Raw genomic sequence first — 25,914 nt, forward strand, 5'->3', positions numbered from 1 at the left:
CCCACGAGGACTCCTCGTGGGCCGGGCCGGTCGCTGTCTTCCTGCCTCCCGTTCTCGTCGCGGGCCTCAGCTCCGGTCGGCGCCGGCCGGCGGGGGCGCCTCCGGCGGCGGTGTGGCCGCGCCCGGCAGTCGGACGGTCGCGACGGTGCCGCCGTCCGGGCCGGCCGGTGCGAGCGCGACCTCGCCGCCGGCCGCGCGGACCGTGCGGGCGACGATCGCCAGCCCCAGGCCGGATCCCGGCAGTTGGCGGGCGGACGGGGAGCGCCAGAAGCGGTCGAAGACGTGCGGGAGGTCCTCGGCGGCGATGCCGGGGCCCTCGTCGCGGACGGCGAGTTCGCCGTCCGCCAGCGAGACGCCGATCCGGCCGCCGGGCGGGCTGAACTTCACCGCGTTGTCCAGCAGGTTGATCACCGCGCGCTCCAGCGCGTGCGGATCGGCGCGTACGTACCAGGGCGTCAGGTCGGCGCCGAACACCAGGCCGGGGCCGCGCAGTTCGGCCCGTTCGACGGCCCGGGCGGCGATGTCGTGCAGGGCGACGACGGGCAGTGGCTTCGCGCCGCGGGCGTCGGCGGGGCGGGACAGTTCGAGCAGGTCGCCGATGAGGGTGGAGAGTTCCGTCATCTGCGCCTTCATGTGGCCGAGGATCCGGGTGAGCGTCGCCTCGGGCAGCGGGCGGCCGGACTCCTGGCTGCGGATGAGCAGGTCGACGTTTGTGCGCATGGAGGCCAGCGGGGTGCGCAGTTCGTGGCCGGCGTCGGCGATCAGCCGGGCCTGGCTGTCCAGCGAACCGGCGAGGGCGGTGCTCATTGCGTTGAAGGCCTCGCCGAAGCGGGCGATCTCGTCGTGGCCGGAGACCTCGATCGTCACGCCCGGCTCCTGGGTGCGGGCGATGTGCTGGGCCGCGCGGGTGAGGCGGTCGACCGGGCGCAGGGCGGTGCGGGCGATCCACAGGGCGCCCGCGGCGGCGAGCGCGATGACGACGGCCGCGGCGCCGGCGGTGATCAGGGCGAGCTCGGTGAGCGCGTCCTGCACCGGTTCGAGCGGCTGGGCGAGCGCCACGGCGGCGGTGGAGGCGGCGTTGTCGAACATCACCGGACCGAAGCTGACCACGTAGACCCGCACCGGGGTGCCGTCCACGGTGTGGCCGTCGCGGAACAGCGAGGCGGCGTGCGGGCCGGTGCTCCCGCTCTGCGCGACGGGCAGGTCGTCCGGGGTGACGACCACGGCGCGGGGGTCCTTCTGCGGACAGGAGGTGCCGTCGGCGACGATCACCGTGGGGACGGTGTCCCCCCTGGGCATCCAGGGCTGCCCGGCCGAGCCGTTGCACCAGTCGTTCAGCGCCTTGATCTGCGCGCCGCTCGGCGGCCGGTCGCCCGGCATCCACGCGTGCGACAGCGTCTGGTCGACCTGGTTGACCATCTCGTCGCGCGCGACGAACCAGCCGGCCACCGCGCAGGCCACGACCGCCAGCGAGACCGCGGCCGCGGTGAACAGCGCGAGCCGGCCGCGGAGCGTCATCCGGCCGAACCAGTGGGCCGTGCCCGGTCTTTCCCTGCCCGGTCTTTCCTTGTCCTCTGCCGTCATGGCTCCAGTTCCCCCGGCTGTTCGTCCTTCGTCGGGCCACGATCCACCGCGACCGTGAGACGGCGATGAGAGCCGGCTGACGTGGAGATCAAGACTGCGTCCGGTGGAGTGGCCGGACTGGTCGTTCGTTGACGATTTGTTCGGCGTGCGGGCCTTCGGCGTGCTGCGATGGCGCCGGTCGGGTGCGCCGGTCGGGTGCGCCGGTCGGGTGCGCCGGTCGGGTGCGCCGGTCGGGTGCGGTGGGCGGAGGCGGGCGGATGGCGGTCCAGAGCGGCGAGCGGGCGGCGGAGCGTGGGGTCGACCGGCTGAAGCCGGGGTCGGTGGGGCTCGTGGGGGTGGTGTTCATGGCGGTCGCCACCGCCGCTCCGATCACCGCGATGACCGGGAACCTGCCCATCGTCGTCGGGCAGGGCAACGGGGCCGACGCGCCCGCCGCGTACGTGGTGGCGACGCTCGTGCTCACCGTGTTCTCGGTCGGGTACGTGGCGATGGCCCGGCACATCACCGCGGCCGGCGCGTTCTACGGGTACGTCTCGCACGGGCTCGGACGCGTGGTGGGGATGGCGGCCGGGCTGCTCGCGCTGCTCGCGTACGTCGCCTTCGAGGCCTCCGTCGTCGGTTTCTTCGCGTACGCGCTGCGCGGGCTGGTGCGGGCGCAGCTGGGCGTGGACCTCGGGTGGGGGTGGTACGCGGCGGCCGGGCTGCTGGTGATCGGGGTGATGGCCTGGTTCGACCTGCACCTGACCGCGCGGGTGCTCGGGGTGGCGCTGGTGCTGGAGGTCGGGGTGCTGGGGGCGGTGTCGCTCGCGGTGCTGGCGGCCGGCGGCGGGCCGGACGGGATCGTCGGCGAGGCGGTGAATCCGCTGAACGCGCTGAAGGGGGTGGGGGGTTCGGGCGCCGCGGCGGCCGGGCTCGGGCTGTTCTTCGCGTTCACGTCGTGGGTGGGGTTCGAGTCGACGGCGATGTACGGGGAGGAGTCGCGCGATCCGAAGCGGGTGGTGCCGCGGGCGACGCTGGCGTCGGTGGTCGGGGTCGGGCTGTTCTACGTGTTCGTGTCCTGGATGATCGTGTCCGGCAACGGGGTGGAGCACGCGGTCGCGGTGGCGAGCGGTGCGGTGCCGGGCAAGGACGGGAACAGCCTGTTCTTCGACCCTCTGGGCGCGCACCTCGGGGCGTGGGCGGTGCGGGTGTTCCAATGGCTGGTCGTCACCGGGTCGTTCGCGTGCGCGATGGCCTTCCACCAGTGCGCGGCGCGGTACCTGTACGCGATCGGGCGGGAGCGCTTCCTGCACCCGGCGCTCGGGCGCACGCACCCGCGGCACGGTTCGCCGCACGTCGCCTCGGTGGTGCAGTCGGGGATCGCGGCGGGGCTGGTGCTCGCCTTCCTGGCGGCCGGTATGGATCCGTACCTGCACCTGTACACGCTGCTGGCGCTGCTGGGGACGATGGCGATCCTGATCGTGCAGACGCTCTGCTCGTTCGCCGTGGTCGGGTACTTCCACGTGCTGGGGAGGCACCCGGAGACCAGGCACTGGTTCCGGACGCTGACGGCGCCGGTGGCGGGCGGGGTGGCGATGGCGGGGGTGGTCGCGCTGCTGGTGGTGAACCGGGGCACCGCGGCGGGCGCGGCCGCCGGGACGCTCCTGTTCCGGTTGATCCCGTACCTTGTGATCGGCGCCTTCGCGGGCGGGATCGTGCTGGCGCTCGTCATGCGGTGGCGGCGGCCGGAGCTCTACGCGCGGATGGGGCGGATCGTGTTGGAGGATGCGGCGGAACGTGATTGACGGTCCGTCAGGTCTCTTTGGGGTTGACGGTTCTCAGGTGCGGTGGACGGGCAGCGCGTGCTGGGCGGCGGCCAGCAGGTCGTGCATGCGGTGGCCGAAGTCCTCGGTGTCGGTGGCCGGTTCGGGGAAGACCAGGCGGACGTCGCGGTGGCCGTGCGGGTGGTCCAGGCGCAGCACCAGGCCGTAGCGGTCGAGGGCGAGCGGGCGCACGGCGGGGCGGCCGGCGAGGAGTGCGGGGTCGAGCAGCCGGGTGAGGACGGCGAGCGCGTCGGCGTGGTCGTCGGCGAGGTGGGTGAGCAGGCCGGCCTCGGTGCGGGCGAGCGGGTCCGCGGTGACGAGGGCGAGTTCGGCGGCGGTGACGGCGCCGGTGCCGTACGGGGTGGACAGGACGGCGTGGGCGGTGTCGACGCGCAGGTGGACGCTGAGGCCGTCGTCGGCGAGGTGCGCCAGGCGCAGTCGGCCGGCGAGGGAGAGGCGGCCGCGGACCCGGTCGCGGACGGCGACGGGGGAGACGTCGGTGACGTCGAGGACGACGGCGAGGCCGTCGGGTGCGTCGACGGCGGCGAGGGTCAGCGGGGCGTCGATGGGCGCGCGCAGCCGGAGCCGGGAGCCGTGGACCGCCACCGGGCTGGCGAGGTCGTGGTGCTCGCCGAGGGCGCGGACGGTGAGCGACGCGGTGGCCGTGAGCAGGCTGTGGACCCGCTCGGCGGTGGTGGGCTCGGCGGCCTCGTCGGCGGGGTGCTGGCGCGCGGTGGCCATGCGGACCTCCTGTTAGTTAGGTGAGCCTAACCTAAGGGTGGCGGGCGCCGGTGGCAAGCGGCGGGCCCGGACCGCGTGAAGCGTCCGGGCCCCGGCTGGCGGCCACTTCTTCCGCGGCGCGTCAGGAGACGACGGCCTGTGCGTCGATCTCGACCAGCATCGGCTCCTGCGGCAGCTCGACGAAGATCGTGGTGCGGCAGGGCTTCACGCCGCCGGGCTTGATGTTCTCCGCGATGAATTCGCCGTAGACCTCGTTCATCGGTGCGAAGTCGGCGCGCTTGGTGAGGTAGACGCGGAACATCACGACGTCCTCGATGCTCGCCCCGCCGGCCTCCACGATCGCCTTGACGTTCTCCAGCGTCCGCCGGGTCTGCGCCTTCACGTCCCCGTGGTACAGGTACTCGCCGGTGGCGGGGTCCTGCGGGCCCTGGCCGGAGACCTGGAGGATCGGGCCCTTGCGCACGCCCTGGGAGAACAGCCAGGCCGGGGCGGGTGCGCCGTCGGTGCGGATCTCGGTCTTGTCGCTCATGCTCATCCTTTGCTCATCATTTTGACGAAGTGTCAGATCTGTTCCGGTCGGCCGCAGTCGGCCGAGATGGCGCGGGTGGTGGCGAGCAACTGCGGTAGCAGGTCCAGCACTTGCTCGTACGAGAGGAGGACGTCCGGCACCGAGATCGACGCGGCGGCGACGACCCGTCCGCTCGCGTCCCGGACCGGCGCGGCCACGCAGTTGATGAAGGCCTCGTGCTCCGCGTGGTCCTGCGCCCAGCCCTGCGCGGCCACCCGCTCCAGCTCGGCGAGCAGCGCCTCGGGCGACGTGAGGGTGTTGGCCGTGTGCGGGGTGAAGTCGACGCCCGCCACGACCCGGCGCCGCTCGGGCAGCGGCAGGTCCGCCAGCAGCACCTTGGAGACGGCGGCGCTGTGCAGCGCGGCGCGCAGGCCGATCCGGGAGTACATCCTGACCGGGTGGCGGGAGTCGAACTTGTCGATGTAGACGACCTCACCGCCCTCGTACGCGGCCAGGTGGACGGTCTGGCCGGTGGCGGCGTTCAGCTCGGCCAGGTGCGGGGCGGCGATGCGGCGGATGCCGCGCTGCTCCAGGGCGAGGCCGGACAGGGCGAACAGACCGGCGCCCAGGTGGTAGCGGTAGCCGGCGTCGCGGTAGACGAACCGTTCCGCTTCGAGGCTCTGGAGCAGGCGCAGCACGGTCGTCTTGTGCACGCCGAGCACCTCGGCCAGCTGGTCGAGGGAGCGCTCGCCCTCGCCGAGCTCGGCGAGGATGCGCAGGGCGCGGCTGACGGTCTGGCTCATCGGGCTCCGCTCGGGGTGGTCCGGCTCCGGTCCGGGGTGGTCGGGTCCGGGGTGGTCCGGTCCGGTGCGGTCCGGCTCGCCCGGGAGTCGAGCGCGGGGCTGCTGATGGCGCTCGCCGTGACGCGGGTGGCGGCCCAGGCGGCGGGGGCGGCGTCGAGCAGGGCGGCGACGACGGGCGCGGGCGGCAGCTCGGCCTGGTCGCCGTGGGCGGTGAGCGCGCAGGCCGCGCTCAGGTGGCCGAGGCGCAGCCGGCGGCGCTGGTCCAGGCCGCGGAGCGTGCCGGCGAGGTAGCCGGCCGCGAAGGCGTCGCCCGCGCCGGTGGCCTCGACGACCTCGACGGCGAGGGCGGGTTCGGTGACGGCGGAGCCGTCCCGGCCGAGCGCGGTGACGGCCCGGGCGGCGTCCTTGACGACGATGGTGGCGGGCGACGGGAATCGGCGGCGCAGGACGGCCGGGTTGCCGGTGCCGAACGCGGCCTCGGCCTCGTCGGCGCCGAGCAGCAGGACGTCGGCGGCGTCCAGAAGCGGTGGCAGGACGGCCGGGTCGCGGTCGCGCCAGAGTGCGGGGCGCCAGTTGAGGTCGAAGCTCACCAGACGGCGGGGGCTCGTGAGGGCGTTCGGGGTCTTCGGGGTGTCCGGGCTCGTCGGGTTGGTCGGGCGCGTCGGGCTCGTGGGGTTGTTCGGGCTCGTCGGGGTGTCCGGGTGGCTCGGGCGTGGGCCGACGAGCAGGGCGCGCAGGAGGGCGAGGCAGTCGTCGGAGAGCGCGGCCGTGATGCCGGACAGGTGCAGCAGCCGGGCGCCGGCCAGCAGGCGGGCGGCCGTCGGATCGTCCAGCAGGGCGGGGGAGAGTGCGGCGGCGGCCGAGCCGCGGCGGTGGTAGTGCAGGCGGCTGCGGCCCGGGCCGAGGTCGTGGTGGTGGCCGGTGGATCCGCCGACCTCCTTGAGGTAGAGGCCCGTCGGCCGGTGCGGGTCCACCGCGACGGCCGAGACGTCGACCCCGCGGGCGGCCACCTCGGCGACCAGGCGGCGGCCGAAGCCGTCGTCGCCGACCCGGCTGATCCACGCGGTGGGCACGCCGAGCGCGGCGAGGGCCCCGGCGACGTTGGACTCCGCGCCGCCGACCGACAGCCGGAAGGTGTCCACCGCCTCCAGCGGGCCCGGGCGGTCCGGCAGCAGGACGGCCATCGACTCGCCCACGCAGACGGCGGCCGGCGGGCCGGGGCGCGCCGGGCCCGGGGTGTCCTGTGGCGGCATCTGCTGGGCTCCTCGTCTGCGACTGTGCCCGGGGCGGCGGCATCGGACCGGCTCCGACGGCTTTCGGTGGCCTTCGACGGCTTTCGACGGCTGAGGTCGGTTCCGCTCACCGTGGTCCGGGGGCGGTTCCGTTGACCGTGGTCCGGCGCCGATGCTAGAACCGTGATGCCAGCATGTGCAACCCTCGTTGCGCATGTTGCAACCTGGCTGATGGAGGAAGACAGTGGGGCAGACCTTCGCACGCGGCGCATTCGCCTGCGCCGGCACCGGTCCCGGCATCGACGCCGCCGCGGTCGCGGCGCTCGCCGACGAGGTGCTGGACTGGCGGTTCAAGGCGGTCCCGGCCGACGGGCACGGCCGTACCGTCCGGGACTGGCTGGCCACCGGGCCCACCCTGAGCGGGCTCGGCACCCCGCTGCTCACCCTCGACGCCGCCGCCCTCGACCACAACCTGCGCACCATGGCCGACTGGTGCGCCAAGGCGGGCGTCGCCCTCGCCCCGCACGGCAAGACCACGATGGCGCCCGCCCTCTGGAAGGCGCAGCTGGACACCGGCAGCCACGGCATCACCCTCGCCAACCTGCCCCAGGTCCGCGTCGCCCGCGCCTTCGGCGTCCAGCGGATCCTGCTCGCCAACACCCTGCTCGACCCGGTCGGACTGCGCTGGCTCGCCGGTGAACTCGACGCCGACCCGGAGTTCGGCTTCGTCTCCTGGGTGGACGGCGTCGAGAGCGTCCTGCTGATGGACGAGGCGCTGCGTGCCGCCGGGGCCGAGCGGCCCGTCGAGGTGCTCGTCGAACTCGGCGGCCCCGGTGGGCGGACCGGCGCCCGCGGCGTCGACGCGGCCTTCGAGGTCGCCGCCGCCGTCCTGCGCGCCCCGACCCTGCGGCTGGCCGGCGTCGGCGGGTACGAGGGCGCGCTCGCCCACGACGCGACGGCCGAGAAGCTCGCCACCGTCCGCGGCTACCTCAAGGCGCTCGCCAACCTGCACGGACGGCTCGCCCGCGCCTACCCCGACGACGCGCCGCCGATCGTCTCGGCCGGCGGCAGCGCCTACTTCGACCTGGTGGTCGAGGAGTTGGCCGCGCTGCCGGACGCGTTGACCGTGCTGCGCTCGGGCGCCTACGTCGCGCACGACGACGGCTTCTACCGCGGCATCTCGCCGCTCGTCCGGGGCGCCGGGGACGCTCCCTTCCGGGGCGCCCTGCACGGCTGGGCGCGCGTGGTCTCCCGGCCCGAGCCGCAACTCGCCCTGCTGGACGCCGGAAAGCGCGACCTGCCCTTCGACGAGGGCATGCCCGAGCCGCAACTCGTACGCGGGGGCGCCGGATTGACCGACACAGCGGCCCGGATCACCGCGCTCAACGACCAGCACGCGTTCCTGCGGGACGCCGGCGACCTCGCACCCGTCGGCGCGGTGCTGCGCCTCGGCGTCTCCCACCCGTGCACCGCCTTCGACAAGTGGACCGCGATCCCCGTGCTGGACTCCGCGGACGCGGCCGAGCCCAAGGTCACCGGGCTGGTCAGGACGTTTTTCTGATGAACCGGGGCGAGGGCGGGGAGCCAGGCGGGGCGGTCGTCTTCCGGGGCGCGACCGTCGTCGACGGCACCGGCGCGGAGCGCTACCGGGCCGACGTCCGGATCGCCGACGGGCTGATCACCGGGCGCGGGGCCGGGCCGGACGGCGGGCGCGGGGTCGGGCCGGACGGCGGGCGCGTCGTGGACGCCGACGGGCTCGTCCTCGCCCCCGGGTTCATCGACATGCACGCCCACTCCGACCTCGCCCTGCTGCTCGAACCCGAGCACCCGGCCAAGGTCACCCAGGGCGTCACCTGCGAGGTCCTCGGGCAGGACGGACTGTCGTACGCCCCGGTGGACGACACCACCCTGCTCGCGCTGCGCCGCCAACTCGCGGGCTGGAACGGCGATCCGGCGGACCTCGACTGGGACTGGCGCGACGTCGGCGGCTACCTGGACCGCCTCGACCGCACCCGGGCCGCCGTCAACGCGTGCTACCTCGTCCCGCACGGCTCGCTGCGCATGCTCGCCATGGGCTGGGCCGACCGCGCGCCGACCCCGCTCGAACTCGACCGGATGCGCCAGGAGTTGGCGCGCGGGCTGCTGGCCGGGGCGGTCGGCATGTCCAGCGGGCTGAGCTATACGCCCGGGACGTACGCGGACACCGCCGAGCTGGTCGACCTGTGCACGGTGGTCGCGGCCTACGGAGGTTTCCACGCGCCGCACCAACGCTCCTACGGTGCGGGTGCGTTGGAGGGGTACGCGGAGATGGTGGAGATCTCCCGGCGGAGCGGGTGCGGACTGCACCTGACCCACGCGACGATGAACTTCGGCGTCAACGCGGGCCGGGCCGGGGAACTGCTGGACCTCGTCGACGCGGCGCTCGCCGACGGCGTGGACCTCACCCTGGACAGCTATCCGTACCTGCCGGGATCCACCACCCTGGCGGCCCTGCTGCCGAGTTGGGCCACCGAGGGCGGCCCGGCCGCGACCCTCGCCCGGCTCGCCGACCCGGCGGCGTGCGAGCGGATCCGGCACGCGGTGGAGGAGACGGGCAGCGACGGCTGCCACGGCGTGGTCACGGACTGGGCGACGATCCAGGTCTCGGGCGTCCGCTCGGCCGAACTGGCGGACGCGGTCGGCCGGACGGTCGCCGATCTCGCCGCCGAACGGGGGAGCGGCGGCACGGACGTCTTCCTCGACCTGTTGCGGCGGGACGAACTGGCCACGACGATCCTCCAGCACGTCGGCCACGAGGAGAACGTCCGGGCGATCATGCGCCACCCCGCGCACACCGCGGGCAGCGACGGGTTGCTGGTCGGCGCCCGTCCGCACCCGCGAGCCTGGGGCACGTTCCCGCGCTACCTCGGCCACTACGGCCGGGAGTTGGGCGTGCTCACACTGGAGGAGGCGGTGGCCCGGATGACCGGGCGGCCCGCCGCCAGGCTCGGGCTGCACCGGCGCGGCCGGATCGCGCCCGGCTACCACGCGGACCTGGTGCTCTTCGACCCCGAGCGGGTCCGCGACGCCGCCACCTTCGAGCAGCCCCGGCTGCCCGCCGAAGGCATCGAGCACGTCTACGTCAACGGCACCGCCGTCGTCCGGCAGGGCCGCACCACGGGCGCCAGGCCCGGGCGGGCCCTGCGCCGCACCGATCGAGGAGCCCGAGCCCTGTGACCTCCCCCGCGCCTTCCCCCCTCTCCGCTCTGAGCGACGACCGGGTCCTCGCCGTGGTCCGCGCGCCGCGGATCCCGGATGCCGCCGCGCTGTGCGCCGCGCTCGCCGACGGTGGCATCACCTGGACCGAATTCACGTACACCACACCGAATGTGACGGAGTGCCTGTCCGCCGCCTCCAAGGCCGGGTGGCGGGTCGGAGTGGGGACCGTCCTGACCGCGGAGCAGGCCGAACGCGGGGTCGCGGCCGGGGCGTCGTTCCTCGTCACCCCCGGCTGCCGGCCCGAGGTGGCCGCCGCCGCGCACGCCGCCGGGGTGCCGGTGGTGCTCGGCGCGCTCACCCCGACCGAGGTGGCCCACGCGGTCGACCTGGGCGCGGCGGCCGTCAAGATCTTCCCGGCGAAGGCGTTCGGGCGCGGCTACTTCAAGGACCTGCGCGGCCCGTACCCGGACGTCCCGCTGGTCGCCTCGGGCGGGGTGAACGCGGGCAACGCCGCCGCGTTCTTCGCCCACGGCGCGTTCGCGGTCTGCGCGGGCACCGACGTGGTGCCGCCGGACGCCGTCGCGGCGGGGGACTGGGCGGAGATCACGCGCCGGGCCCGGGCGTTCACGCAGGCCTGCGGACGGTAGGGCGGGGCGCGCGGCGGGGTCGCCGCCGGGGTCCCGGCCGCGAGGTCGGCGCGCTGGTGCGGCGCACTGTCGGGGCGGGCGGGATTGCGCGAGAATCGGGGGACCCGGCCCCGGACCCGGCAGGAGGACCCAGCCCATGACCTCGACCCGCCCCGGCCCCGACTGGCTGGCCGACGCCGTCCTCTACCAGATCTACCCCCAGAGCTTCGCCGACTCCGACGGCGACGGCATCGGCGACTTCGGCGGCATCGCCGAGCACCTCGACCACCTCTCCTGGCTCGGCGTCGACACGGTCTGGCTCAACCCCTGCTTCGCCTCGCCGTTCCGCGACGCCGGCTACGACATCACCGACTACTTCACCCCCGCCCCGCGCTACGGCAGCACCGACGGCCTGGTCGCCCTGGTCGAGGCCGCCCGCCGCAAGGGCATCCGGATCCTGTTCGACCTGGTCGCCGGCCACACCTCCGACCGCCACCCCTGGTTCCTGGCCGCCGTCGACGACCCGGCCGACCACCGCTACATCTGGTCCGACCGGCAGACGGACGGCTTCGTCGCCTCGCCCGGCAGCCGTCCCGGCTGCTACCGGCCGAACTTCTTCGACTGCCAGCCCGCCCTCAACTTCGGCTACGCGCGCCCGAGTTCCGACGAACCCTGGCGCCAGCCGGTGGACGCGGACGGGCCGCGCGCCAACCGGGCGGCGCTGCGCGACATCATGTCCCACTGGCTCGGCCTCGGCGTGGCGGGCTTCCGCGTCGACATGGCGTACTCGCTCGTCAAGGACGACCCGGACCGGACCGAGACCGGGAAGCTCTGGACCGGCCTGCGCGACTGGCTCGACCGCACCCACCCGCAGGCCGCCCTGTTCGCCGAGTGGGGCGACCCGGCCGCCGCCCTCTCGGCCGGCTTCCACGCCGACTTCTTCCTCCACTTCGGCGGCGCCGACCGCGGCCTCCCGCTGCGATCCCTCTGGAACAACAACGGCGGCACGGTCGAGGACTTCTGGCACCAGGACGCGTGCTACTTCGAGGCCGACGGCCGCGGCACGCCGCAGGTCTTCCTCGACGCGTGGCGCTCGGCCGCCGAACTCACCGAGGGCAGCGGCCACATCGTGCTGCCCACCGCCAACCACGACTTCTCCCGCCTCGCGACCGGTCCGCGCACCGCCGAGGAACTGCCCGCCGCCTTCGCGTTCCTGCTCACCTGGCCGACCCTGCCCGCCGTCTACTACGGCGACGAGATCGGCATGCGGTACGTGCCGGGCCTGCCCGACACCGAGGGCAGCGTGCTCGGCCCGCGCTACAACCGGGCCGGCTCGCGCACCCCGATGCAGTGGACGCCCGGCCCGACGGCCGGCTTCTCCGCCGCCGCACCCGAGCGGCTCTACCTGCCCGTCGACCCGGACCCGCACCGGCCGGACGTGCTCACCCAGCGCGCCGACCCGACCTCGCTGCTGCACACCGTCCGGCGGCTGATCGCGCTGCGGCGGGCGCACCCGGGGCTGGGTGCGTCGGGCGGGGTGGACGTGCGGTGTGCCGGGTACCCGCTGGTGTACACGCGGTCGGGGCGGTACCTGGTGGCCGTCAATCCGCGGCGGGAGCCCGGTGCGGTGCCGCTGGGGGAGGCAGTCCGGGCGCTGGACGCCCAGGGCGTGCGGGTCGTGGACGGGGAGCTGCGGGCGGACGGGTTCGGGTACGGGGTGTTCGAACTGGTGTGAGTCCGGGTGCTTCGGGGCCCGCTTCCGATCGACCTCGGATAGTTGTAAGCTACATCCATAGATGGTTGCATTTACCACCTTCATTGGTTGTATGTGCCACTTATCTCTTCACATAGCACAGTGTCACCGCGTCATCGGAGGACGGTACGAACGCCATGAGCAGCACACCCCGGAACCCCGCCGCAGCGCCCGCCCTGGGGCACTCGCTCAAGCACCTCGCCGTCCACCTGATCACCCCGCTGCTGATGTGCCTCGGCATGGCGCTCGCCTACCAGGGCGCCTTCCACCAGCCCGAACCGCACCACCTCAAGGTCGCCGTCGTCGGCACCACCCCGCAGGCGCAGGGCCTCGCGCAGGCGATCCGCGCGAAGGCCGGGGACGCCCTCGACGTCCGCACGCTGCCCGACCGCGCCGCCGCCGAGCAGCAGCTCAAGGACCGCGACCTGGTCGGCGCGTTCGTGCCGGACGCCCGCAGCCCCGAACTGATCGTCGCCAAGGGCAACTCGGACACCTCGGTCGTCGCCGCCACGGCGGTCTTCACCGGAGTCACCGACCGGCAGGGCGTCCCGCTGCACGTCACCGACCTCACGACACCCGCCAAGGGCGACCCGACCGGCCAGGGACTGTTCTTCCTCCTGGTCGCGCTGAGCATCGGCTCGTACGCGAGCGTCGCCGTGATCGGCGCGGCAGGCGCGGCGCTGGGCATGCGGATCCGGGCGCTCGTCGGCCTCGCGGTCTCGCTCGTCGTGAGCGTGATCGGGATCGTCACCGCAGGCCCGGTGTTCCACGTCGTCGACCACGACGCGGCGGCGGTGTGGGCGCTCGGCTGGCTCTACTCGGCGGGTGTGGTCTTCATCGGCATCGGTCTGCACACCTTCCTGAAGAAGTGGACCACGCTCACGATGATGGTCCTGTTCGTGATGCTCAACTTCACGACCTCCGGCGGCATCTACCGCCCCGAGCTGCAGAACGGCTTCTTCGGCACCCTGCACGGCTTCTGGACCGGCGCCGGCTTCCTGGAGGGGGCGCGCAGCATCCTCTACTTCGACGGCGGGGCCGGCCTGGGCGGGCACGTCCTGACGCTGGTGGTGTGGCTCCTGCTCGGCGGGGCGGCCATGGTGGCCGCGGCCCTGTACGAGCGGCGTGGGCGCCGTCCGCTGGAGGCCGCGCGGAGCGAGGAGGCGGACGTCGAGGCCGAGGAGGAGATGGAGGAGGCGGTCGCGGTCTGACCGTGGACGGATGAGGACTTCGCCCGGTGCCAGGGCATCGGCACCGGGCGGGGGATCGACGGCCCGCGCCCGGCCCTGGACAAGCCGGGCGTGGGCTGCTGCGTTCTCGTCGCCGTGGCCGCTATCGACTCAGGGTCTCTTGGCGGACGGCGGGCGGGTGAAGCAGCAGTCCCCGCACACGCCGGCGCCCGGGCCCACGCGGTAGTACAGGCAGCAGCTGCGGCGCCGGAACGCCGTGCCGTGCGGGCCCGTGCGGAGTGTGCCCGACCCGGCGAGTGGCGGCTGGTCCAGCAGCTCGGTGACCAACGTGCGGGCGGAGTCCGGAGCGTGACCGTCCAGGACGCGTAGGGTGCCGGCGAGGGCGGACGCGGAATTGCCGAGCAGCAGTCGGGCGGAGAGCGGGACGACGGCGCGGACGGCGGCGGCGAGGGGCTCCAACTGGCCGTCGACGATGGCGTCGTGGAGTTGCTGCGGGAGCGTCCCGGTGGCAGACGGGCCCTGTGGTGTCCGCTGTGGCGTCCACAGGTCCATCGGGCCCTGGTCGGGGATCCGCATCCACGCTTCCTCCAGTGACGGCACCGCCCCGAGCAGGACGGCCGCGCCCACGCCGACCGACCAGAACCGCGCGGCCAGGCCCAGGTGCAGGATCGACGCGGCGACCCGGAGCTCGGTGGTGCCGAGCCGCCGCGCCACGACGTGCACCCGCGCCGCCAGCGGTCCGTGCGGCCCGCCGTCGTACAGCTCCCGCAGCGGCCGGTAGCCCGGCGGCGGGGTGTCGTCGGCGGAGGTGGCCGTGCCGAGGGCGAAGTACGGGCCGACGGCGGCGAGCCGGCGGAGGTCGGCGGCGGGCGCGGGGTTCACCGGCCATCCCCTGCGTGGTCGGTGAACCCCGCGCCCTGGTCGGAGGGTTCGGAGGGTTCGGAGGGTTCGGGGTGTTCGGCGCGTGCGGCGTGATCGGCACGTACGGGGTGTGTGGCACGTTCGCCGTGCCGGTCGCCGGACGGGGTGGTGCGGGCGGTCATCGGGCGGGCCTCCGAGCTCGGTCGGGCGGCCCGGCGGGCTCAGCCCCGCACGGTGAAGCCGCCGCTGGTGGTGGGGAGGAACGCTACCGTGCCCTGGCAGTCGGACACCGGCGCGCCGAACATGCCCCACACCCAGCCGACCCGGCCCGCGTGCCGCCCGTTCCCCTGCACGGTGAGCGCCACCTTCGCGCCCACCGGCGTCCGGCCCGGGAACCACGGCGCCTCGCCGCTGGTCACCACGCCGGTCGCGATCGCCTCCCGGCCGCCGACGCCCAGGCAGGTGATGTCGCCCGAGAAGTCGGCGACCAGCCGGCCGTCGGTGTGGACGTGGGTGACGTGGAAGTGCCCGCGGGTGGTGCGGGGGTCGGTGTTGACGTCGGCGTGGGCGTCCACCTCGATCCGCACGGCGTCGCCCTCGAAGCCGGTGAACGTGGTGGTCAGGACGGTCCCGGCGGCCCCGTGGACGCTGACCGGCCCGAAGTCGTCGGAGGGGGCGTCGGAGGGCGCGCCGGCGGTGGCGCTCGCGGGCACGGCGGCGGTGATCGTCGCGGCCAGGAGGCAGAAGGCGGCTGCGGCGGTGGCGAGGCGGCGGTTCATGGTCCGTCCTCCTGTGGGCGGGTTGCGTGTGGGCGGGTCGTGTGCGGGTGGGACGCGGTGGCAGGTGCGTCGGGAACCACTCTGCTCGGTGCGGGTCTGCCAAACCTCCCGCTGTGGAGTGGAGTTGCCTCCATCGGGAGGAGGAGGCCGAATCCCCCGGCATCCCCCGGGAGAGCTGCCCGTAGGCTCGCGTGTGTGCGTACCGATCTCCCGTCCGGCGTCGGCCGGTTCCGTCGTGTGCCGGCGCTGATGGCCGGGGTGGCTTTGCTGCTGCCCGTCGTGCTGGCGCACCCGGGCGAGCACGGGGCGGCGTTGCTCGTCGCCGTGATGGCGGCGGTGGTGACGGTGGCCGCGCTGCTTTCGTGGCCTGCTGGGCCGATCGCGCTCGCGGCCGGTGCGGGGGCCGTGGCAGGCCTGTCACTGCTGCTCGACGTCGGGTACTCGGGGCCGTACCGGCTGCCCGCGTTCTGGCTGCCGTTCGAGTGGCTCGCGCTGCTCGCGGTGCTGTTCCGGGTCGTGCGACGGGTGCCCGGGCGGTGGGTCGGCGTGGTCGGCGCGGCGGTCGGGTGCGCAGCTGCGCTCCTGCCACTGCGTTTCACCCTGCGGATGCCGCACGGCAGTTGGGCGGGGTCGCTGATCGCGCTCCTGCTGGCGCTGCTGCCCGCCCTCGGGGTGGCCGGGGCCTCCCTCTACCTGCGCGTGCTGGACGCCCGGCGGGAACGCGCCGTCGACCGGGCGCGCCGTGAGCAGCGGCTCGAAGTCGCCCGCGGGCTCCACGACTTCGTCGCCCACGAGATCACCGGGATCGTGCTGGAGGCGCAGGCGGGCCAACTCGGGCCGCAGGACGGGGAGGAGACGGCGGCCCTGCTGCGGCGCCTGGAGGAGGCGGGCCTGCGGGCGCTCGACTCGATGGACGAGATGGTCGGTGCGCTGCGTGACCCGCAGTCCGGTGAGGCCGTCCGGGAAGCGCGCCGGTACGGGCCGGCCGACCTGCCCGAACTGGTCGCGCGCTTCGACTCGGCCGGGGGCACGCGCGCCACTGTCCACCTGCCGCCGGACCCGGGTGCCCTGTTGGCGACCGAGGCCGGGGTCACCGTGTACGCCGTCGTGCTGGAAGCGCTGACGAACGTCCGCCGGCACGCTCCGGGGGCGGGTGCGGTGGTCGTTCGGGTGAGTGCCGCGGTGGGGACGGAGGTCGAGGTTTCCGTGACGAACGACGGCGGCTCTCCTGCGCGGCGGGGCCGCAGGCTGCTGCGCCGCCGCCCCGGCGCGGGCGGCACCGGCCTGGCCGGCCTCACGGCGCGGGTCGCCGCCCACGGCGGGACGCTCACGGCCGGGCCGTACGGAGTGGGTGGCTGGCGCGTCGTGTGCACGCTGCCGGGGCGGTAGTGGGGCGTGTGCTGGGCGCGGGAGGGGGTGGCGGACGGCTGACGGATGACGGCGAACAGAAAACAGATGACAGATAACAGATGTTGAAAGTTGTCATCTGTTATCTGTTCGCCGTCATCCGTCCGGCCCCGCCCCCGCTCCGTCAGAGCTCGCGCCCCCCGCCGCGGGAGCCGCGCGGGCGGGTGAGCGTGAAGCGGTCGACGGGGACGAGGTCGCCGTACGGGCCGCTGACGGAGTAGTAGGTGACGTTGATGCTGGTGTCGCCGCCGCGCTCGCCCGGGTCGACCTCGAACGCCGCGAAGCCGTACGGGTTGTCGGCGTCGCGGAAGGCGGACCACGGCGCGTCCTCGATCACGTACACCGGCGGGCGCTTGCCGGTGGCGGGGTCGACCGCGCCGACGCCGGTGATGACGCGGGCCTTGGCCGGGCTGAAGAACAGGTGGTTCGAGGGGGCGGAGGTGCCGCCGCCGCCGATGACCATGTGGACGGTGCCCCGGGTGGTGTCGATCGTCCCGGTGTCGGTCGCGACCGGGATCGGCGTGCGGGTGTCGGTGGGCTGCTGGCCGCGGATCGGGTGGGAGCGCTCGTAGTGGTGCTCGTGGCCGCAGACGACGAGGTCGACGCCGTACCGGTCGAACAGCGGTACCCAGGACTCGCGGATGCCGAGGTCGGCGCCGTTGAACTTGTCGGCGGTGGAGATCACTACCTGGTGCATGCAGACGACGATCCAGTCGATCTCCGGGTCGGCGTCGGCGGCGGCCAACTCCCGTTCCAGCCAGCGCTGCTGGGCGCCGCCGGAGTAGCCGTGGACGTAGGAGTTGCCGGCGTCCTGGTAGGCGACGTCGTCGTTGTTGAGGCTGATGACGCGCACCGCGCCCGCCGTGAACGCGTACCAGAGGCCGCGTAGTTCGTCGTCGGAGCCGGAGGACGGCAGGTCGAAGTAGGCCTGGTAGGCGCCGTAGCCGATCGGGCCGTTGCCCTTCTCGTTCTCGTGGTTGCCGGCCGCCGGCATCCAGGGGCGGTGGCGCGCGGAGCGGGAGTTGTTCTCGAACCAGTCGGACCACGTGCGGACGCGGTCGGTGGCCAGGTTGGCGTAGCAGAGGTCGCCGTTGACCAGGTGGAACAGCGGCGCGACGCGCTCGACCCCGGCGGTGGTGTCGCCGGCGGCGAGGCTGCCGAGGTTGTCGTTGGCCCAGCCGTTCGCGGTCTGCTTGCCGAGGGTGGGGGTGCCCTGGTCGCCGAAGCTGGTGAAGGTGAAGGCGGCCCGGCCGCGCGGCGCGGTGCGCACGGTGCCGAGCTCCGGGGTGGCGCCGTCGTGGACGGCCGCGTACACGTAGTCCGTGTCGGGGCGCAGGCCGCTCAGCCGGGCGTGGTGCACCTGGACCTCGGTGCCCGACTGGGCGTCGCGGTAGGTGGTGGTCGACGCGTCCTCGCTGCGGCCGAAGCCGCCGTGCGAAGTGCCGTACATCACCCGGGGGTTGGCGACGGACGCGGTGGTGTGCCAGGACACCACGACCTCCCGCGAGGCGTCCGCGCCGAACTGGAGGTGCAGGCCCGCGACGCGCGGCGCACCGGAGCGGTCCGGCCGTTCCCACAGCAGTGGGGAGGCGGCGGCCGGCGTCGCCGCGACGCCGGAGAGGGACACGGCGCCGCCGAGCCCGAGGCCGGTGGCGCCGGCCAGGAGACCGCGCCTGCTGACGGGGGGACGTCCACTGGATGCGTTCATGCCCGCCAGCCTGACGGTCCGCAGGTGAACCGCGCCGGGTTTCCGACGTGAACACTCCGGCCCGTCCGGCAACGGCACCCGCGTGGGAGACTGCCGGGCGTGACGAGTACGAACGGGGCTCCGGGGGAGCGGCTCATCCGGACGCTGATCGCGGACGATCAGGAGGCGGTCCGGCGCGGGGTGCGGCGGATCCTGGAGGCGCAGCCGGACATCGAGGTCGTGGGGGAGGCGGCGGACGGGGTCGCGGCCGTCGAGCTGGCCGCGCGGCTGCGGCCGGACGTGGCGCTGGTGGACGTCCGGATGCCGCGCATGGACGGGCTGGAGGTGACCCGGCGGCTCGCGGGGTCCGTGCACGTCGTGGTGCTGACCACCTTCGACCTGGATGAATACGTTTACCCGGCGCTGCAGTTCGGCGCGTCGGGGTTCCTGCTGAAGCGCTCGGGGCCGGCGCTGCTCGCGGAGGCGGTGCGGGCGGCGGCCGGGGGCGAGAGCCTGATCAGTCCGTCGGTCACCGTGCGGCTGCTCAGGCACGTGACGGCGCCGCGCCGGGGTGCCGGCCGTCCGGCGCCGGTGGTGGCGCTGACGGAGCGCGAGGTGGAGATCGCCGGGCAGGTCGCGGCGGGGCGGACGAACGCGGACATCGCCGCGGAGCTGTTCATCTCGGCCGGGACGGTGAAGACGCACGTGGCCAGCATCCAGCGGAAGCTGGGGGTGCGGAACCGGGTGGGCATCGCGGTGCACGCCTGGGAGATGGGGTTCGCTGTGCCCGGCCGGTAGGAGTGAGCCGGCAGGGGTGAGTCAGCAGGGGTGAGCCGGCAGGGCTGAACTCGGCAGGTGTGAGTCGTCAGCGGTGAAGTCGGCAGAGGGCGTGAAAGAGCGGTCCACGGAGCCGAGGGGCTGCTCCGTGGACGCGCGGAACCTGCGAGGCGGAGGGGCCTCCGGACATCGCGTCCTCCGGCCGTGGGTTGTTCGATCGTCGACCGAGGTAGTTCACAGCGGCAGACCCTGATCCGTCTCGATCTGTCGCCACTGCCTCCTGCGGTCGAACTTCCTCGTCTACCTCGCAGGTCCATCTCTCATCATGCGCTTCCCCGGCGCCGTGCACCAGGGTTTTTCCGCCCGAATTGGGACGATTTTCGCGGCGGGTGACCGCTACGACACGGGCCAGCCGTCCACCGTGGTGATCGTCCGCCGGTACGGCCCGTCGGGCCCGGTGCTGCGGTAGTCCTCGGTGCTGCCTCCGGTGCGGACGGTGCGGTCGCCGTCGTGGCGGTGGGCGGTCGGACGCAGCGTGTGGTCGACGGTGGCGACCGAGGTGACGTGGCCGCCGGTGGCCGCGGTGGCGGCGCGGTGGTAGCCGAGGTCCATCGAGGTCACCTGGTCGGTGTTGCCGGCCGCGTCGCGGGTGAGGCGGTAGGTGACGTCGAGCGGTTCGGACTCGTGGACGGTGGTGGTTCGGTGCGGGCCGCCGCCCCAGGTGGCGGTGGAGCGGGTGAGGTCGGTGCCGTTGTGCAGGGTCACGTCGTTGCCGCCGTCGCGCAGTTGCTGGGCCGAGCCGAAGGAGAGGTCGTCGCGGACCTCGGTGGTGACGCGCCCGTGCGAGGTCTGCACCCAGCCGCGCGCGAGGTCGTGGCGCCCGGCGCCGACCGTCCAGTCGCCGCTGCCGCTGCCGCTGCCTCCGTCGTGGTCGGCGAGGGTGGTGGTGACGGCGGCCTCGGGGGCGACGCGGTAGTCGGTGAGCTGTCCGGTGGTGCGGTCGGTGCCGTGGTCGGTGTCGGCGAAGAGGTTGACCTGGCCGGTCCAGGCGTCGTTGCTCTGCGCCTCGGCGGCGTTGACGGTGATCCCGACGCTGTGCGGGCGGCCGTCGAGGAGCAGGCCGACGTACGGGGTGAGGTCGATCCGGTAGGCGGGCAGGTCGAAGGCGAAGATGCTCGGGACGGGCCGCCACAGCAGCGGGTCCCAGCCGCCGGTGTAGATCACCGGGTAGGGCCAGACCGCGCCGGCGACCCGGCCGTCCACGGTGAGCCGCAGTTCGCGGAACGGGCCCTTGCCGCACGCGCCGAGGCCCGGGTTGGCGCTGACGAAGGCGTCGGGCGCGGAGGCGTACGCGAACTCCTCGCAGGCGCCGCCGCCGCGGGTGTAGACCTCGGCGGTGAGGCGTTCGAGGTTCTGCGGGAAGGTGACGTCCCGGGTGGCGGTGGGGGTGGCCTGCGTGAGCGAGAACGGGCCGGTGGTGAGGAGCCGGTCCGCGGTGTGCGGGGCGGGCCAGCGGTCGGAGGTGGTGTAGAAGGTGAGGCTCGCCGAGATCGTGTAGACGCCGGTGTAGGTGGCGTCCGTGACGTTGGCGAGGTCGAAGCTGAACGGCTGCGGGCCGCCGGCGAACAGCGGCGCGTAGCGGGTCACGTCGTGCTCGACGTTCCAGCGGATGCCGTCCTTCGACGGTTCCGGGGTGGAGGACAGCAGCACCTGGACGCCGCCGATCCGCACGCTGAAGATCCGGTCGAACTGCCGCCCGGCGACCTGGCCGTGGAGGTCCAGCACGACGGCGGACCACGGCCCGGCGCAGTCGGCGGGCGGGGTGAGGGCGGCGTCGTACGGGGTGTCCGGCGGGTTGCCGTAGCCGTTGCGGAACTCGCGCTCGTGCATGACCTCGACGGTGCACGAGCGGGTGTCGGGCCGGGTGAGCGGCTTCTCGGCGGTGTACGGGTCGTGGTAGCCGGAGCCGAAGTCGGCGTGCGCGGGGCCGGCGGCGCTGACGGCCGCGGTGAGGGTCAGGACGGCGGCGCCGAGTAAGCGGGCGGCGCGGCGGAGCAGGGGGCGGACGGCCAACGGGTGTCCTCGGGGCTCGGGTCGGGCGGCCCACGGCGTGGTGCCCGCGGGCCGGGTGGACGGTCCGCGCATCCTTCCGGCGGTGGCATGTGACCGTCAAGGTGTCCGCGGGGCCGTCAAGGTGCTCCCGCGGCCGTCAAGGCACATTTCGGCGAGGTCGCCTTCAGCGGTCCGCCTCCAGCGCCGCCGCCTCCTGCCGGATCAGGTCGCGCAGCGCCGCGAGCCGGGGCCGGCGGTCGTCGAGGCGCCACTGCATCTCCAGCGGCAGGGTGGCCCGGCCCTCCAGGCGGACGGTGGCGACGTCGCCGGTGAGGTGGCCGGTCATCGAGCCGGGGACGAGCGAGAACGCGCGGTTGCGGGCGAGCAGGTAGAGCCGGGAGCCGACGATCCGCGGCGGACTGACCAGCACCGGCGGGTCCACGCCGCGGTCGGCGCACAGGCCGAGGACGTGGTCGTAGTAGCGCGGGTGCTGTTCGCGCGGCCACAGCAGCAGGGGCAGGTCGCGCAGTTCGGCGAGCCGGACGGCGTCCCGCCCGGCGAGCGGGTGGTCGCGGCCGAGCGCCACCCGGACCGGCTCGTCGGCGATCCGTTCCAGCCGGTAGCCGGGCACCTCGGCGAGGAAGCGGCCGAGGCCGATGTCGGCGAGTTCGGCGGCCAGGGTGGCGGACACCTGCCCGGTGTCGACGGCGAGTTCGGCCGCCACCAGCGCGGGCAGCTCCTGTTCGGCCCGGCTGATCACGGCCGGCAGGAGCCGGTTGACCACGCTCGGCGAGGCGACGATCCGGGCGGTGCCCAGCCGGGACTCCTCGTGCAGCCGCACCCGGGCCAGCAGCGCCCCGGCCTGTTCGAGCAGCCGGGCGCTCTCGGCGGCCATCACCTCGCCGGCCTCGGTCAGGCGGACCGACCGGCGGCTGCGGTCGAACAGCTCGACGCCGACCGTCCGCTCCAGCCGGGCGACCTCCTGGCTGACCGTCGGCTGCGAGACGTGCAGCCGCTCGGCGGCCCGGCCGAAGTGCAGCGTGTCGGCGACGACGAGGAAGACCTCCAGCTGACGCAAGGTGAAACCCATGGTCCGAAGCCTAGGTCAAACCCATAGTTCAAAGCCTATGGGAAGGGGCAGTACTCATTCTGGATCCCGATCCGAGCCGTCCGTACGCTGATCATCACCTTGCCCCGCCGCAGTGGCATGTCACAGAGAGCGTCCACCATGACCGGACTCACCGCGCCCACCCCCGAGGCCACCCCCAGCCCCGAGGCCATCCGGGTCTCCGACGAGGTCGCCCGGGCGGTCGCCGAGGGCACGCCCGTCGTCGCCCTCGAATCGACCATCTTCACCCACGGCCTGCCGCGCCCCCGCAACCTCGCCGTGGCGCTGGAGGCCGAGGAACGGCTGCGCGAGGCGGGCGTCGTCCCGGCGACGATCGGCGTCCACGCGGGCGTGCCGACGGTGGGCCTGAGCACCGAGCAGATCACCGAACTGTCCGCCACCGACGGCATCGACAAGGTCAGCCTGCGCGACCTCCCGGTGGTCGCGGCGTTCGGCCGGCACGGCGGCACCACCGTCGCCGCCACCGCCTTCCTCGCCCACCGCGCGGGCGTCCGGGTGTTCTCCACCGGCGGCCTCGGCGGCGTGCACTTCGGCGCCTCCGAGAGCTTCGACGAGTCGGCCGACATGACCACGCTGGCCGCCACCCCGGTCACCGTCATCAGCGCCGGCGTGAAGTCGATCCTCGACATCCGGGCCACCCTGGAGCGCTTCGAGACCTTCAACATCCCGGTCATCGGCTACCGCACCACCAAGTACCCCGGCTTCTACGTCACCGACTCCGGCCACGAGATCGCCTTCCGCGTCGACTCGCCCGAGGAAGCCGCCCGCGTCATCGACGCGCGCGACGGCCTCGGCCTCCCGCAGGCCGTCCTGATCGCCAACCCGGTCGACCCCGCCGAGCAGCTCCCGCCGGAGGAGCTCGACGGCATCCTCGCCCGCGCCTGGGCCGAGGCCGACCGCCGGGGCGTCACCGGCAACGCGTCCACGCCGTTCCTGCTCGACTTCATCCAGCGCGACACGCAGGGCCGCAGCCTGGAGGTCAACGTCGAGGTCTACCGCGGCAACGTCCGCCTCGGCGGCGAGATCGCGACCGCGCTCGCCGCCGCGCGAAAGGCCTGAGCCGTGCTGGGGGTGCTCGGCGACCTCGTCGAGGACGTCGTCGTGTGGGTCGACGGCCCGCTGCGCCACGGCACCGACTCCGCCGCGCGGGTGTTCCGCCGGCGCGGCGGCAGCGCCGCCAACGTCGCGTGCTTCGCGGCCGGGCAGGTCCCGGCCCGCTTCATCGGCTGCGTCGGGGACGACCCGGTCGGCGACGGCGTCGTCGCCGAACTGACCGGCCACGGCGTGGACGTGCGCGTCGAGCGGCGCGGCCGGACCGGCAGCGTCGTGGTGCTCATCGACCGCGACGGCGAGCGCACCATGCTGCCCGACCGGGGCGCCGCCACGCTGCTGGACCGCGTGCCGGACGCGTGGCTGGCCGGCCTGAGCCACCTGCACGTGCCCGCCTACTCCTTCGACGGCGAGCCCGTCGGCCGCAGCGCCGTCGACGCGCTCGCCCGGGTGCGGCAGGCGGGCGGCACCACCTCGGTGGACGCCTCGTCGACGGGCATGCTGGAACAGTTCGGACGGGAGCGGTTCCTCGGCCTGCTGGCCGAGTTGGCGCCGACCTTCGTGTTCGCCAACCGCTCCGAGTCCGCCTACCTCGGACTGCTGGCCGACGGGACGCCCGGGCCGGAACGGGCCCGCCTCGCCGCCACCACGGTCGTCACCAAGGCGGGCGCCGACGCGACCACCGTCGACGTGCCGGGCGAGCCGCCGTTCACGGTGACGGTGCCGCCGGTGGCCGACGTGCGCGACCTGACCGGCGCGGGGGACGCGTTCGCGGCGGGGTTCCTCGCCGGCTTCCTGGACACCGGCGACCTCCACCTGGCCGCCGGGCTCGGACACCGCAGCGCGGCGCGCGTGCTCGCCTCGCCGGGGGCGTCGTTCGGCTGACCTCCCCAGGCGGTCCTGGTGCGGCGGGGCCGCCCGGCGGTTCTCAGCGCAGCGCGTCCTTGCGGAGGAAGCGCTTCAGCCGTTGCCACGTCCAGGTGTTGACGACGTCCTCGGCGGTGAGCCACGCGCGCTGCGCCGTGCCGATGCCGAACCGCGGGTAGGCCAGGTGCGGCGTCGCGTGCGCGTCGCTGTCGATGCTGAAGCGCACGCCGTGCTTCTTCGCCCGCAGCACGTCCTCGTCGCGCAGGTCCAGGCGCTGCGGGGAGCTGTTGATCTCGATCGCCGTCCCGGTGCGCGCGGCGGCCTCGAACACCGCGTCCAGGTCGACGTCGATCGGGCCGCGCCGCCCGATCCTGCGGGTGGTGAGGTGGCCGATGACGTGCACGTACGGGTTCTCGCAGGCGCGGACCAGGCGGCGGGTCTGGGCGGCGCGGTCGAGGCCGAAGTGCGAGTGCACCGAGGCCACGCACACGTCGAAGCCGGCCAGGAACTCGGGCGGCCAGTCGACGCCGCCGTCCGGGCCGATGTTCAGCTCGGTGCCGTGCAGGAGGCGCAACTTCTTGTGGCGGCCCGCCAGTCGGCGCAGCTGCTCGCGCTGGGCGAGCATCTTCTCGTCGGTCATCCGCTGCATGACGAGGTCGGGCGCGTGGTCGGTGACGGCGTAGTACGCGTAGCCGCGGGCGGCGGCGGTGTCGATCATCTCCTCCAGCGTGGCCAGCCCGTCGGTCAGGTCGGTGTGCGTGTGGAGGTCGCCGCGCAGGTCCGACTCCTGGACCAGGTCCGGGAGTTCGCCGTGCAGTGCCGCCTCGACCTCGCCCCGGTCCTCGCGCAGCGGCGGCGCGATCCAGGGCAGGCCGAGCGCCGCGTACACCTCGTCCTCCGTCGCGGACACGACCTTGGCGCCCTCGGCCGCTCTCCCCTTGGTCCTGCCGTCGGCCTTGCCCTCCGCTTCGCCGCCCACCTCGAAGAGGCCGTACTCGGACAGCTTCAGGCCGGCCCGGACGGCCATCGTGCGCAGCTTGATGTTGTGCGCCTTCGACCCGGTGAAGTAGACGAGCGCCGCACCCCAGTCCTCCTCGGGCACCACCCGCAGGTCCACCTGGACGCCGCCGGTGGTGAGCACCGAGGTCTTGGTCGGCCCGCTCGCTATCACCTCGTCCACGTAGGGGAGTTCGGTGAGTGCGGCCATCAGCGGGGCGGAGTCCTCGGCGGTCGCGAGGACGTCGATGTCGCCGACCGTCTCGCGCATCCGGCGCAGCGAACCCGCGTACGCGCAGCGGGTGCAGCCGGGCACGGCGGAGATCGCGGCCACGAGCTGCTCGGCGAGCTCGGTCGCGGCGTCCAGCAGGGTGCGCCCGCCGGACTGCCGCATCAACTCGATGCCGTGCAGGATCTTCTCGCCGCTGCGCTCGCCGAAACCGGTCACGCCGCCGAGCCGGTCGCCGCGGATCGCCTCGGCCAGCTCGTCGACGGACGCGATCCCGAGGTCGCGGTAGAGGGCGAGGGCACGCTTCGGGCCGACGCTGGGGACGGCCATCATCTCCCGCACACCGGACGGGATTTCGGCGCGCAGCTGTTCCAGCGCGCCGATCCGACCGGTGGAGAGGTACTCGGCGACCTTCTCCGCGGTGGACTTGCCGACGCCGGGGATCTGCTGGAGGCCCTTGGCGTCCAGTCCGGCGACGTCCTCCGGGTGACCGCCCACCGCGCGTGCGGCCTTCTCGTAGGCGCGGGCCCGGAACGCGTCCCCGCCGGTGATGTTGATCAGGTCGGCGTACTCCTGGAGCAGCTCCCGCACCTGGTCGTTGAGCCGGGGCATGGGGCCAGTTTAGGGCGGGGGGCCGACGGCC

The 25,914-nt window shown here is 74.2% G+C and carries 21 protein-coding genes; 10 read left to right on the forward strand and 11 right to left on the reverse strand.

The window, feature by feature from the left end; all coding sequences use genetic code 11:
• Positions 1-66: 66 nt before the first annotated feature.
• Positions 67-1,584 carry a sensor histidine kinase gene (locus ACFV4G_RS28090; protein ID WP_380444899.1) on the reverse strand — a complete coding sequence of 506 codons (1,518 nt, stop codon included), beginning with the start codon at positions 1,582-1,584 and terminating at the stop codon, positions 67-69.
• Positions 1,585-1,841: 257 nt separating this feature from the next.
• Between ACFV4G_RS28090 and ACFV4G_RS28095 the strand changes: the two genes are divergently transcribed.
• A complete protein-coding gene (locus ACFV4G_RS28095; protein WP_380444900.1) occupies positions 1,842-3,368 on the forward strand; it encodes an APC family permease in 1,527 nt (508 codons plus the stop codon).
• Positions 3,369-3,401: 33 nt separating this feature from the next.
• On the opposite strand, the gene ACFV4G_RS28100 is transcribed toward ACFV4G_RS28095, so the two are convergent.
• From ACFV4G_RS28100 to ACFV4G_RS28115, 4 genes are all read right to left on the reverse strand, one after another.
• Positions 3,402-4,127, reverse strand: a complete 726-nt coding sequence (locus ACFV4G_RS28100; protein WP_380444901.1) for a DUF2470 domain-containing protein — start codon at positions 4,125-4,127, stop codon at positions 3,402-3,404.
• A 121-nt stretch (positions 4,128-4,248) separates the two neighbouring features.
• Positions 4,249-4,656, reverse strand: coding sequence for a RidA family protein (locus tag ACFV4G_RS28105; RefSeq protein WP_380444902.1), 408 nt, complete (start codon positions 4,654-4,656; stop codon positions 4,249-4,251).
• A gap of 32 nt (positions 4,657-4,688) precedes the next feature.
• Positions 4,689-5,438 carry an IclR family transcriptional regulator gene (locus ACFV4G_RS28110; RefSeq protein ID WP_380444903.1) on the reverse strand — a complete coding sequence of 250 codons (750 nt, stop codon included), beginning with the start codon at positions 5,436-5,438 and terminating at the stop codon, positions 4,689-4,691.
• Entirely contained in the window at positions 5,435-6,691 is a 1,257-nt protein-coding gene (locus ACFV4G_RS28115; RefSeq protein WP_380444904.1) for a PfkB family carbohydrate kinase, read from the reverse strand. Before ACFV4G_RS28115 ends, ACFV4G_RS28110 begins: the two co-directional genes overlap by 4 nt.
• A gap of 223 nt (positions 6,692-6,914) precedes the next feature.
• Here ACFV4G_RS28115 and ACFV4G_RS28120 point away from each other — a divergent pair, with 223 nt between their 5' ends.
• From ACFV4G_RS28120 to ACFV4G_RS28140, 5 genes are all read left to right on the forward strand, one after another.
• Complete coding sequence (locus ACFV4G_RS28120; protein WP_380444905.1) at positions 6,915-8,231, forward strand: alanine racemase; 1,317 nt, start codon at positions 6,915-6,917, stop codon at positions 8,229-8,231.
• Positions 8,231-9,886 (forward strand): amidohydrolase family protein, encoded by a 1,656-nt coding sequence (locus ACFV4G_RS28125; protein ID WP_380444906.1) that lies wholly within the window; start codon positions 8,231-8,233, stop codon positions 9,884-9,886. Before ACFV4G_RS28120 ends, ACFV4G_RS28125 begins: the two co-directional genes overlap by 1 nt.
• On the forward strand, positions 9,883-10,515 hold the full coding sequence (locus ACFV4G_RS28130; protein ID WP_380444907.1) for a bifunctional 4-hydroxy-2-oxoglutarate aldolase/2-dehydro-3-deoxy-phosphogluconate aldolase: 633 nt from the start codon (positions 9,883-9,885) through the stop codon (positions 10,513-10,515). Before ACFV4G_RS28125 ends, ACFV4G_RS28130 begins: the two co-directional genes overlap by 4 nt.
• A 136-nt stretch (positions 10,516-10,651) precedes the next feature.
• A complete protein-coding gene (locus ACFV4G_RS28135; protein ID WP_380444908.1) occupies positions 10,652-12,229 on the forward strand; it encodes an alpha-amylase family glycosyl hydrolase in 1,578 nt (525 codons plus the stop codon).
• A gap of 155 nt (positions 12,230-12,384) precedes the next feature.
• Entirely contained in the window at positions 12,385-13,458 is a 1,074-nt protein-coding gene (locus ACFV4G_RS28140; RefSeq protein ID WP_380444909.1) for a hypothetical protein, read from the forward strand.
• A 129-nt stretch (positions 13,459-13,587) separates the two neighbouring features.
• On the opposite strand, the gene ACFV4G_RS28145 is transcribed toward ACFV4G_RS28140, so the two are convergent.
• Both ACFV4G_RS28145 and ACFV4G_RS28150 read right to left on the reverse strand, forming a co-directional pair.
• A complete protein-coding gene (locus tag ACFV4G_RS28145; protein ID WP_380444910.1) occupies positions 13,588-14,319 on the reverse strand; it encodes a (2Fe-2S)-binding protein in 732 nt (243 codons plus the stop codon).
• A 200-nt stretch (positions 14,320-14,519) separates the two neighbouring features.
• Positions 14,520-15,077, reverse strand: coding sequence for a hypothetical protein (locus ACFV4G_RS28150; RefSeq protein WP_380444911.1), 558 nt, complete (start codon positions 15,075-15,077; stop codon positions 14,520-14,522).
• Between the two features lie 195 nt (positions 15,078-15,272).
• Here ACFV4G_RS28150 and ACFV4G_RS28155 point away from each other — a divergent pair, with 195 nt between their 5' ends.
• The gene (locus tag ACFV4G_RS28155) at positions 15,273-16,466 is read left to right on the forward strand and encodes a sensor histidine kinase (protein WP_380444912.1); all 1,194 of its coding nucleotides are present in this window, start codon (positions 15,273-15,275) and stop codon (positions 16,464-16,466) included.
• A gap of 142 nt (positions 16,467-16,608) precedes the next feature.
• Here ACFV4G_RS28155 and ACFV4G_RS28160 read toward each other — a convergent pair whose 3' ends face one another.
• Positions 16,609-18,192, reverse strand: coding sequence for a purple acid phosphatase family protein (locus ACFV4G_RS28160; RefSeq protein ID WP_380444913.1), 1,584 nt, complete (start codon positions 18,190-18,192; stop codon positions 16,609-16,611).
• Between the two features lie 99 nt (positions 18,193-18,291).
• Here ACFV4G_RS28160 and ACFV4G_RS28165 point away from each other — a divergent pair, with 99 nt between their 5' ends.
• Complete coding sequence (locus ACFV4G_RS28165) at positions 18,292-18,969, forward strand: response regulator (protein ID WP_380444914.1); 678 nt, start codon at positions 18,292-18,294, stop codon at positions 18,967-18,969.
• A gap of 375 nt (positions 18,970-19,344) precedes the next feature.
• Here the strand turns inward: ACFV4G_RS28165 and ACFV4G_RS28170 are convergent, their stop codons facing one another.
• The gene (locus ACFV4G_RS28170; RefSeq protein ID WP_380444915.1) at positions 19,345-21,021 is read right to left on the reverse strand and encodes a peptide-N4-asparagine amidase; all 1,677 of its coding nucleotides are present in this window, start codon (positions 21,019-21,021) and stop codon (positions 19,345-19,347) included.
• 163 nt (positions 21,022-21,184) lie between these two features.
• The gene (locus ACFV4G_RS28175) at positions 21,185-22,090 is read right to left on the reverse strand and encodes a LysR family transcriptional regulator (RefSeq protein WP_380444916.1); all 906 of its coding nucleotides are present in this window, start codon (positions 22,088-22,090) and stop codon (positions 21,185-21,187) included.
• A 138-nt stretch (positions 22,091-22,228) separates the two neighbouring features.
• On the opposite strand from ACFV4G_RS28175, the gene ACFV4G_RS28180 reads away from it, so the two are divergent.
• Both ACFV4G_RS28180 and ACFV4G_RS28185 read left to right on the forward strand, forming a co-directional pair.
• Positions 22,229-23,188, forward strand: coding sequence for a pseudouridine-5'-phosphate glycosidase (locus ACFV4G_RS28180; protein ID WP_380444917.1), 960 nt, complete (start codon positions 22,229-22,231; stop codon positions 23,186-23,188).
• A gap of 3 nt (positions 23,189-23,191) precedes the next feature.
• Positions 23,192-24,064, forward strand: a complete 873-nt coding sequence (locus ACFV4G_RS28185) for a carbohydrate kinase family protein (protein WP_380444918.1) — start codon at positions 23,192-23,194, stop codon at positions 24,062-24,064.
• A gap of 43 nt (positions 24,065-24,107) precedes the next feature.
• Here the strand turns inward: ACFV4G_RS28185 and polX are convergent, their stop codons facing one another.
• Positions 24,108-25,883: a DNA polymerase/3'-5' exonuclease PolX gene (polX, locus tag ACFV4G_RS28190; RefSeq protein WP_380444919.1), complete on the reverse strand. Its 1,776-nt coding sequence runs from the start codon at positions 25,881-25,883 to the stop codon at positions 24,108-24,110.
• Positions 25,884-25,914 lie beyond the last annotated feature (31 nt).

Origin of the sequence: Kitasatospora sp. NPDC059747, from assembly GCF_042732955.1 — a bacterium.
Taxonomy (GTDB): Bacteria; Actinomycetota; Actinomycetes; order Streptomycetales; family Streptomycetaceae; genus Kitasatospora.

Coding starts and splice junctions, on each gene's coding strand:
- ACFV4G_RS28180 (WP_380444917.1), top strand. CDS start 22,229: ATGACCGGACTCACCGCGCCCACCCCCGAGGCCACCCCCAGCCCCGAG.
- ACFV4G_RS28140 (WP_380444909.1), top strand. CDS start 12,385: ATGAGCAGCACACCCCGGAACCCCGCCGCAGCGCCCGCCCTGGGGCAC.
- ACFV4G_RS28110 (WP_380444903.1), bottom strand. CDS start 5,438: ATGAGCCAGACCGTCAGCCGCGCCCTGCGCATCCTCGCCGAGCTCGGC.
- ACFV4G_RS28105 (WP_380444902.1), bottom strand. CDS start 4,656: ATGAGCGACAAGACCGAGATCCGCACCGACGGCGCACCCGCCCCGGCC.
- ACFV4G_RS28175 (WP_380444916.1), bottom strand. CDS start 22,090: ATGGGTTTCACCTTGCGTCAGCTGGAGGTCTTCCTCGTCGTCGCCGAC.
- ACFV4G_RS28135 (WP_380444908.1), top strand. CDS start 10,652: ATGACCTCGACCCGCCCCGGCCCCGACTGGCTGGCCGACGCCGTCCTC.
- ACFV4G_RS28090 (WP_380444899.1), bottom strand. CDS start 1,584: ATGACGGCAGAGGACAAGGAAAGACCGGGCAGGGAAAGACCGGGCACG.
- ACFV4G_RS28125 (WP_380444906.1), top strand. CDS start 8,231: ATGAACCGGGGCGAGGGCGGGGAGCCAGGCGGGGCGGTCGTCTTCCGG.
- ACFV4G_RS28150 (WP_380444911.1), bottom strand. CDS start 15,077: ATGAACCGCCGCCTCGCCACCGCCGCAGCCGCCTTCTGCCTCCTGGCC.
- ACFV4G_RS28100 (WP_380444901.1), bottom strand. CDS start 4,127: ATGGCCACCGCGCGCCAGCACCCCGCCGACGAGGCCGCCGAGCCCACC.
- ACFV4G_RS28115 (WP_380444904.1), bottom strand. CDS start 6,691: ATGCCGCCACAGGACACCCCGGGCCCGGCGCGCCCCGGCCCGCCGGCC.
- ACFV4G_RS28095 (WP_380444900.1), top strand. CDS start 1,842: ATGGCGGTCCAGAGCGGCGAGCGGGCGGCGGAGCGTGGGGTCGACCGG.
- polX (WP_380444919.1), bottom strand. CDS start 25,883: ATGCCCCGGCTCAACGACCAGGTGCGGGAGCTGCTCCAGGAGTACGCC.
- ACFV4G_RS28160 (WP_380444913.1), bottom strand. CDS start 18,192: ATGAACGCATCCAGTGGACGTCCCCCCGTCAGCAGGCGCGGTCTCCTG.